Source organism: Candidatus Collinsella stercoripullorum, assembly GCF_027669965.1.
Taxonomy (GTDB): domain Bacteria; phylum Actinomycetota; class Coriobacteriia; order Coriobacteriales; family Coriobacteriaceae; genus Collinsella; species Collinsella stercoripullorum.
Genome location: NZ_JAQECM010000020.1, coordinates 26497 through 35318, shown reverse-complemented (window position 1 = coordinate 35318; position 8822 = coordinate 26497). Strand labels below are relative to the sequence as shown.

Sequence of the window (8822 nt, the reverse complement as noted above, 5' to 3'; positions counted from 1 at the left end):
GCGGTCGCCCGCGGCCGGCGACCGGTTTGCCGGGGCGCCCGCGTCGGTGTCGAGCTGGGCGGGGCTCCCGCCTCAGCGGCCGGCCAGGGCGCTTTCGTTTGCTTGCGGGCGCGGTCGGACCGCCTGCGGCCGAGCCGCCGCGTACGAACCCGTCAACGGTACAATTGCAGCAGCGCCGGACGACGCGCGCGGGGATCCCCGGCCCGTCCGCGGCCGTCACCTGCCCAAAGAAAGGGATGCACATGATTCTCACCGTCACCATGAACCCCTCGATCGATACCCGCTACACGGTCGACCATCTCGTGATCGACGACGTCAACCGCGTGACGGCGGCGAAGACCGCCGGTGGCAAGGGGCTGAACGTGAGCCGCGTCCTCGTCCAGCTGGGCGATGACGTCGTGGCGACCGGCCTGCTCGGCGGGCATTCGGGTGCCTACCTGGGCGACCTGATGGACGCCGACGGCATCCCGCACCGCTTCACGCCCATCGCGGGGGAGAGCCGCACCTGCATCGCGCTGCTGCACGACGGCAATCAGACCGAGCTGCTGGAGAGCGGCCCCACGGTGAGCGCCGAGGAGCTCGGGGCCTTCATGGACAACTACCGCGATCTGGTGGCGGGCGCCTCGTGCGTGACCCTGTCGGGGTCCCTGCCCAAGGGCGTGCCGGCGGGATGCTACGCCGACCTGGTCCGCATCGCGCGCGAGGCCGGCGTGCCGGTCCTGCTCGACACCTCGGGCGCCGCGCTCGACGCCGCGCTCGCCTCCGATGTCAAGCCGACCCTCGTGAAGCCCAACCTGACCGAGGTCAACGGGCTTCTGGGCACCTCGTTCAGCCCCGATGACCTCGATGAGCTCCGCGCGACCCTCGCTGCGGACGAGCGCTTCGCGGGCATCGACTGGGTCGTGGTGAGCATGGGCGCCGCCGGTTCGGTCGCCTTCCACGACGGCCGCACGCTGCGCGCCCGTGCGCCGCGCATCGACGCGGTGAACGCCACCGGCTCGGGCGACTCCACGATCGCGGGCTTCGCCCACGCCATCGCCGCCGGTTCGGATGCGGAGGAGGTCCTGCGCTGCGGCAACACCTGCGGCACGCTGAACGCCATGGACCCGCAGACCGGGCACCTGGTCATGGAGAGCTGGGACGAGATCCACGGCGCCGTGGAGATCTCCGAGCTGTAGGGGCGCCGGGGCGCAAACGGTCATGAGGCGGGGCGCCTCCGACGGGACGTCCCGGTCGGAGGCGCCCCGCGCGTTCGGTCGCGCCGCCCGCGCGGGCGCATGCGGGCGGCGCGGCTGCTATGCGACGATGAGGGCCGGGTGCGGCGAGGCCTCGGGCAGCGAGGCGATCTCGTTCGAGAGGACGCCGTCGGGGTCCGCGTCCACCACGACGGTGTCCACGTCGGCGATCGAGGCGAACCGGAACAGCCCCTGGCCGTCGAGCTTGCTTGCGTCCGCCAGCACGATGCGTTCCCGCGAGGCGTTCATCATGCCGCTTTTGACCTCGGCCATCTGGGCGTAGTTCGTCATGAGGCCGCAGCCGCTCACGATGGCGGTCGGGCAGATGATCGCTTTGTCGGCGTGGATGATCTCCAGCGAGCGCATGGTGAGGGGCCCGTACGTGTACCGATGGCCCTTGCGCAGCGCGCCGCCGAGCAGGATCGCGTCGACCGCGGGCAGGCTCTCGTCGATGAAGTCGGCGATGGTCACGTCGGCGGTGATGACGGTGATCCCGGAGCGCTGGCTGAGCATGCGGACGAACTCGAGCGCCGTCGTGCCCGAATCGACGAGCAGGGCGTCCCCGTCCTCGACCAGCTCGATGGCGGCGCGCGCGATCGCCTGCTTGGCCGCGACGTTGACGTTCACGCGCTTGTCCTGGATGGAGACGGTCAGGGTCTTGTGCAACGAGACCGCGCCGCCGTGCGTGCGGCGCAGCTTGCCGTCCGCCTCGAGGGCGTCGAGGTCGGCGCGGATGGTGACCGCCGACACCTTGAACGTCCGTGCGAGCTCCGCAACCTGCACGGAGGCCGTGCGGTCGAGCATCGACATGATGGCGGTGCGGCGTTCTTCGGCGAACGAATGCGGGATGGTCTCGGCCATGGCGGGCCCCTTTCGGTTTCGCATGGGGACGCAGGGTGCTCGAGGCTGTGGTCGTCCCGCCCTTTGTGCAGATTCTATTGTGCGCCAAACTTCCTTACGGCAAGCAAACGACAGTCGAATCCTTTGCTTTTGCAAAAGGAATCGAAGGCGGTGCGCCGCATGCGGACATGACCTGCCCGACGGGGCGCCCTCGGTTCGGAATCCGCCCGCGCTCGACAGGTCCGCTCTGACGGGCGGCCCCCGATCTCAGGGCGGGCCGCGGGCTCGGCTTGCGGGGCGTGGCCTGCGCTTTGGGCGGCTTTTCGGGACCGCCGTCGTCCCTCTCGTCCGCATTCCGCTTCCCGAAAGCCGCCGAGGGGCGCGCGAGCGCCGCTTATGCTGTAACACCATCAGTATCACCCGGCCTAAATGCACGAAATGGGCGGCGATTCCGTGCATTCAGGCCGGGTGATACCAACGATGTTACAGCGGAAGGGTTGCATGTCGGGATGATTGCGGAAGGATTGCGCGTCGGGATGATGCCGGCGGGGCGGGTAGCAGCGAAACTGCATGCGGAACTGCATGCAGGGATGATGCGACCGGGCATGCGGCGGGGCGCAGGCCGGGATGCCGCCGATGGGGTGGCAGCGGGAGCCGAATGCCGGGATGATGCCGACGGGTTCACTCCGAAGGGCGGCTCCCGATGTCGGGACGTGGCTGCGGGACCGGCTTGCAGGACGTGCGGCGGACGGAGGGCCGCGACAGGGGCCGCAGACCGGTATGATGCCGCCGGGGCGCGCGGCGGACGGGGCAGCGACCGGCTGGGAGAGCGGAATTGTGTAGATTCTGCTTTTCGCTCGTTTCCTTTCAGGCAAGCAAACCGCTTTCGCATGCTTTCCATTCGAAAGCATGGCGAGGGGCCGCACCGCGTGGTGCGCGCATTCATCGAGGGGCCGCACCGTATGACCCATGCGTTCGCCAGGGGGTCGCCCTGTGTCGCGACGGGGGCCTCGCCCCGGGGCGCGCGGAGGCGGCCGAAGGGGGTTTTCCTTTCCTTTCCCATGCCGGGAGGAGCCGCTTATGGCGCACGGAACGCCGCCGCACTCCATCTCGTACAATACAGGTAACGAATGCGCCGGTCAGAGGGACGCGGCGCCGCATGGCCGCCCCCCGAGGGGGTTCGGCAGGAGGGAGCGAAACCGATGCTCGTTACCACCAAGGAGATGCTGCTCGACGCGCAGAGGAACCACTACGCCGTCGGCGCCTTCAACGTCGAGAACCTCGAGTTCGTCATGGCGGTCCTCGCCGCCGCGGAGGAGACCAAGTCCCCCGTGATCATGCAGACGACCTCCGGCACCATCAAGATGACCGGCCTCGATTACTTCTACGGAATGGTCAAGGCCGCCGCCGAGCGCACGAGCGTCCCCGTGGCCCTGCACCTCGACCACGGCGACGGCTACGATCGCTGCATGAAGGCCCTGCGCACCGGTTACACCTCCGTCATGATCGACGGCTCGCACGAGACCTTCGAGGACAACATCGCCCTCACCAAGCTCGTCGCCGACGCCGGCGCCGCCATGGGCGTGCCCGTGGAGGCCGAGCTCGGCAAGGTCGGCGGCAAGGAGGACGACGTCGAGGTCGAGGGCGAGAGCCCCTACACCGACCCGGACGAGGCCCGCGAGTTCGTCGAGCGCACCGGCTGCACCTCGCTCGCCATCGGCGTGGGCACCTCGCACGGCGTCTACACCGCCGAGCCCCACATCGAGCAGGACGTCGTGAAGGCGATCCGCGCCGCCGTGGACGTGCCGCTCGTGCTGCACGGCACCTCCGGCGTGCCCGACGAGCAGGTCGCCGAGGCCGTGAAGAACGGCATCTGCAAGGTCAACTACGCCACCGAGCTGCGTCAGGCCTTCACGAAGGGCTTCATGGCCTACATGGCCGAGAACCCCGCCTGCTTCGATCCCAAGAAGCCGGGCCAGGCGGGCATGGCCGAGATCACCAAGATCGTCAAGGTCCGCATGGAGAACCTCGGCTCCGTGGGCCGCGCCTAGCGGTTCCTGCAGGCGCGCCCGTCCGGAGGGCGCGCCCGACCATATCCGAACGGCTCGCGGCCGACGGCCATGCGCGGGAGCGCGGCCGTCGGCCGCGGCGTTTCCCCGGCGGGGAGGGGCGTCCTTCCGGGGGGAGTCCCGCCGGTGGCGTCGGCGGGATAGGCCGCCCCGCCGGCAGCCGCCTACGCGGAGGCCCCGCGGCGCGCGGGGCCGTCCCGCCGCCGCGGGCGAGGATGTCCCCTCGGTCATGCATCGCGTGGCGGTAGGTACTATTTCGTCATGCTTGATAGCTCTGAGCTGCTGTTACGCTTACCAGACATTCCAATCCGCCCGCGCGCGCGACGGGATGGGCCCCTCGTGCGTGCGATAATCTAGATACGGTGCGCCGCACCCCCCGGGTGTCCCGCGACCCGGTCCGGCGCCCGCCCGGTACCCGCCCGCCCGTCACGGCCATGGCGGCACCGGGGCCGGCACCCGACTCCTCGTGCGCCGAGTGGAGCCGGGGCCGACGGCCGTATCCGCCTCATCGGCGCTGTCCTGTCAGATGCGCGCGGGCGCATCGAGCGCCGAGAGACGGAGGTACCCCGTATGAACAAACGCACCAAGATCGTATGCACCATGGGTCCTGCCTGCGATGATGACGACATCCTGCGCGAGATGATCCGCGCCGGCATGAACGTCGCCCGGTTCAACTTCTCCCACGGCAGCCATGCGGAGCAGCACGAGCGCATGGAGCGCGTGAAGCGCATCTCGCGCGAGCTCGGCGTGCCCGTGGGCATCCTGCTCGACACCAAGGGCCCCGAGATCCGCACCGGCCTGCTCGAGGGCCATGCGAAGGTGACGCTCACGGCCGGCTCCACGGTGACCGTCACCGCCGCGCCCACCTCCGAGGACCTGCTGGGCACAGCCGAGCATTTCTACCTCGACCACCTGGAGCTCCCGCGCGAGGTCCATACGGGCGGCACCATCCTGATCGACGACGGCCTCATCGGCCTCACGGTGAAAAGCATCGACGGGCAGGACATGGTCTGCCGGGTCGACAACGGCGGCGAGCTGGGCGAGCGCAAGGGCGTGAACGTCCCGAACGCCAAGTTGTCCCTGCCCACCATCACCGAGCAGGACCGCAAGGACATCCTGTTCGGCCTGGAGGAGGGCATCGATTTCATCGCCGCGTCGTTCATCCGCGACGCCGAGGGCGTGCGGGAGATCAGGCGCCTGTGCGCGGAGCACGGCGGCGCCAACGTGGACATCTTCCCCAAGATCGAGTGCGCGCTGGCGGTCTACCACTTCGACGACATCCTGAAGGAGGCCGACGGCATCATGGTCGCCCGCGGCGACCTGGGCGTCGAGGTCGCCCCCGAGGTCTGCCCCACCATCCAGAAGGAGATCATCCAGAAGTGCAACAAGGCGTACAAGCCGGTCATCACGGCCACGCAGATGCTCGACTCCATGATCCGCAACCCGCGCCCGACGCGCGCCGAGGTCACCGACGTCGCCAACGCGATCAACGACGGGACCGACGCCACGATGCTGTCGGGTGAGACGGCGGCGGGCGGGTACCCGCTCGAGGCGGTGAAGATGATGGCGAACATCGCCATGATCGCCGAGGCGACCATGCCCGACCACAACCGCCTCGACATCCATACGAGCGAGAAGGGCATCCGCGCGATCAACAGCGCTATCGGCCTCGCGGCCGTGAGCACGGCGTTCAACGTGAAGGCCCGCGCCATCATCATCCCCACCGAGTCCGGCCGCTCGGCGCGCCTGGTGTCGAACTTCCGCCCGATGCTGCCGGTCCTCGCCGTCACGCCGCATGACGCGGCGACGCGTAAGATGACGATCTACTGGGGCGTCGACCCGGTGACCGAGGGGGAGATCGGCGACAAGCGCTACGTCGTCCGGACGGCGCTCGAGGTCGCCAAGCGGCGCGGCGTGGTGCGCGTGGGCGACGTAGCGGTGCTCACCGTGGGCGACCCGGACACCTCGATCACGTTCTCCGACGGCGTGACGTCGACGAACGTGGTGCACGTGGCGCAGGTGAGGTAGACGGGGGACCGCGGGGCCCGGGCCGCGTAACCGCGGCGAAACGTGGCCTCGCGACCGATGGACGGATGCCGGCGGCGCGTGCTACATTCTTGCGCTATGGAGACCGCTGCACGACATGACATCGATTTCAAGGGTGCGGGCCCTTCCTGCGGGGAGGGCCCGCTCGCTGCCGCCGGACGCCGGTCCGGGCAGGGGAGGCGCCGGGCGCCGGAGGAGGAGCCCGCCGCCCCGGGGGCGCCCGAGCAGGGCTGGGGGTCCGACGCCCCGGTTCCGCCCGAGGACCGCGGTCCGGGCGAGCTGCGCGGCGCCGGGGCCCGCTCGCCGCTGTTCTGGAAGGCCGTCCTCGCCTCGATGGCGCTCATGTGGGGCTTCTCGTTCTTCGTGGTGAAGGACGCGCTCGACTCGATACCGCCGTCGTTCCTTCTCATGTGCCGGTTCGGCTCGTCCACCCTCATCATGCTCGCCCTGTTCCGGCGGCGCGTGCTCGCGCACCTGAACGCGCGCTACCTCTTCGCGGGGCTCACGATGGGCGTGCTCATGTGGGGCGCCTACACCCTGCAGACCGTCGGGCTGGGCTACACCACCGCCGGCAAGAACGCCTTCCTCACCGGCACCTACTGCGTGCTCGTCCCCTTCATCAGCTATCTCGCGAGCGGGGAGCGCCTCACGCGCTACAACGTGGGGGCGGCGTTCATGTGCCTGGCGGGTATCGGGCTGGTTGCGCTCGACAGCTTCAGCATGAGCTTCGGCGACCTGCTCACCCTCGGCGGCGCGGTGTTCTTCGCCCTCCAGATCGCCGCGGCGGCCAAGTTCGGGCGCGACATGGACGTCAACGTGCTCACGTTCTGGATGTTCCTCGGGGTGGGGGCGCTGTCCGCGGCGCTGTCGCTCGCCACCGAGCCCCTGCCCGCCCCGGGCGACTTCACGCCGCAGATCGTCGGCGTGCTGGCCTTCCTCACGCTGGGGTGCACCTGCGTGGGCCTGTTCATGCAGAACATCGGGCTCGCGCACGTCCCCTCGTCGACCGGGTCGCTGCTGCTGTCGCTCGAGTCCCCCTTCGGGGTGCTGTTCTCGGTGCTGCTCGGCGGCGAGCAGCTGACCCTGCGCCTCGTGGCGGGGTTCGCGTTCATCTTCTGCTCGATCGTGCTCTCGGAGACGCACTTCGGCTTCCTGCGCAGGGCGCTGCGCCGCCGATAAGGCCGGCGGCCCGCGGGTCCCGGCGGGCCGGGCGCGGCGGATCGCGACAGGTGGGGGCGCGACAGGCGGGACGGCTCCCGCTGTCAGCACGACAGCTCGGACGGCCCCGTGTCGTGGGGCCCCGCGGAGGCGCCGGGCGGACGGGCGGGACGGCCCCCGGCGCCGGTTACGAGGCGAGCGTGCGCGCGAAGGCGATCGCCTCGTCGACGTTGGCGTCCGTCGCGGCCCAGCTGGTGACGAGGCGCGCGAGCACGCGCCCTGCGCCCGCGGGATCGCGGGCTTCCATCAGCTCCGCGCCCAGATGCTCGGCGAGGTGCGCGCCCTGCTCGGCATCGACCCAGAAGAACTGCTGGTTGCCGGCGGTCTGCAGCAACGGTTCGAAGCCGGCGGCCGCGAGACCGCGCGCGAGCCGGACGGAGGCCGCGTTCGCGCGGGCGGCGTAGCGCCAGTAGGGCAGGGTGCCGCACCCGTCGGCGTTGGCGGGGTCGAAGGCGGCCTCGTACATGACGCCCATGAGACGTCCCTTGGCCATGAGCGCCCCGGCGCGCTTGGTGAGGTAGGGCAGGCGGTCGATGGCGCGCCGCCCCCGCTCGGTGCGGGGGCTCACCACGAGGGCCTCGCCGAACAGCATGCCGTTCTTGGTCCCGCCCAAGGTGAAGGCGTCCGCCCGCTCGGCGAGGTGGCGGATGTCGAGGTCGGCGCCGTCCGCCGTCATGGCGCTCGCGATGCGCGCCCCGTCCACGTACACGGCGAGGCCGTGCCCGTGCGCCCAGTCGCAGATCGCGTCGAACTCCCCGCGCGTCCAGACGTGCCCGAGCTCGGTGGTATCGGAGATGTAGACCATGCCGGGGCGCGTGCTGTGGCTGCCGTTCGCCGTGACGGTCGCCCACGCGCGCTCGGCGGCATCCGGGGTGAGCAGCCCGAGCGGGTCGTCGGTCGCGAGCAGGCGGCGCCCGCAGCCTTCGATGGCGCCTGTCTCGTGGATGGTGGGGTGCGCGTCGGCGGCGAGGATGGGGCCCTCGAACTCCTCGGTCAGCGCGGAGACGGCGAGGATGTTGGCGGCCGTGCCGCCGGGGACGAACCGCACGTCGGCATCGCCCTGGCCGATCTCGGCGCGGATGAGGCCGGCCGCGCGGGCGCAGTGGGGGTCGCCGCCGTAGCCGACGGTCTGCTCCCCGTTGGTGCGGACGAGGGCGTCGAGGATCTCGGGCGCGGCGCCCTCGGAGTAGTCGTTGCGGAACTGGTGCATGGTCGTCCCAATCGGTTCGGTTCGTGCGGTGCGGCCCCATGATAGCGCGCGGTCCGCGCGGCGTCCGCCGTCGCGCCCGGGGATGGGGATGAAACAGGTGGGGGGTTGAAGCGAACCCGTCCCCAACGAACCCATGGGTTGAAACGAACCCGTCCCCAGCGAACCCTTCCTTGTCGGACGCGCCGCCGCGGCTTCGCGTCTATA

6 protein-coding genes are annotated in these 8822 nt (G+C 70.4%); 4 read left to right on the top strand and 2 right to left on the bottom strand.

The window, feature by feature from the left end; translation table 11 throughout:
* Positions 1-242 precede the first annotated feature (242 nt).
* Positions 243-1178, top strand: coding sequence for a hexose kinase (locus PHA29_RS05810; RefSeq protein ID WP_270848611.1), 936 nt, complete (start codon positions 243-245; stop codon positions 1176-1178).
* Between the two features lie 117 nt (positions 1179-1295).
* On the opposite strand, the gene PHA29_RS05805 is transcribed toward PHA29_RS05810, so the two are convergent.
* On the bottom strand, positions 1296-2096 hold the full coding sequence (locus PHA29_RS05805) for a DeoR/GlpR family DNA-binding transcription regulator (protein ID WP_270403871.1): 801 nt from the start codon (positions 2094-2096) through the stop codon (positions 1296-1298).
* Between the two features lie 1181 nt (positions 2097-3277).
* On the opposite strand from PHA29_RS05805, the gene PHA29_RS05800 reads away from it, so the two are divergent.
* The 3 genes from PHA29_RS05800 to PHA29_RS05790 all read left to right on the top strand — a co-directional run bounded on the left by PHA29_RS05800 (position 3278) and on the right by PHA29_RS05790 (position 7369).
* Positions 3278-4126, top strand: coding sequence for a class II fructose-bisphosphate aldolase (locus PHA29_RS05800; protein WP_270403868.1), 849 nt, complete (start codon positions 3278-3280; stop codon positions 4124-4126).
* A gap of 588 nt (positions 4127-4714) precedes the next feature.
* Positions 4715-6172 (top strand): pyruvate kinase, encoded by a 1458-nt coding sequence (gene pyk / locus PHA29_RS05795; protein ID WP_270848609.1) that lies wholly within the window; start codon positions 4715-4717, stop codon positions 6170-6172.
* A 78-nt stretch (positions 6173-6250) separates the two neighbouring features.
* Complete coding sequence (locus PHA29_RS05790; RefSeq protein WP_270848607.1) at positions 6251-7369, top strand: DMT family transporter; 1119 nt, start codon at positions 6251-6253, stop codon at positions 7367-7369.
* A 166-nt stretch (positions 7370-7535) separates the two neighbouring features.
* Here the strand turns inward: PHA29_RS05790 and PHA29_RS05785 are convergent, their stop codons facing one another.
* Entirely contained in the window at positions 7536-8618 is a 1083-nt protein-coding gene (locus PHA29_RS05785) for a threonine aldolase family protein (RefSeq protein WP_270848605.1), read from the bottom strand.
* Positions 8619-8822: the final 204 nt, after the last annotated feature.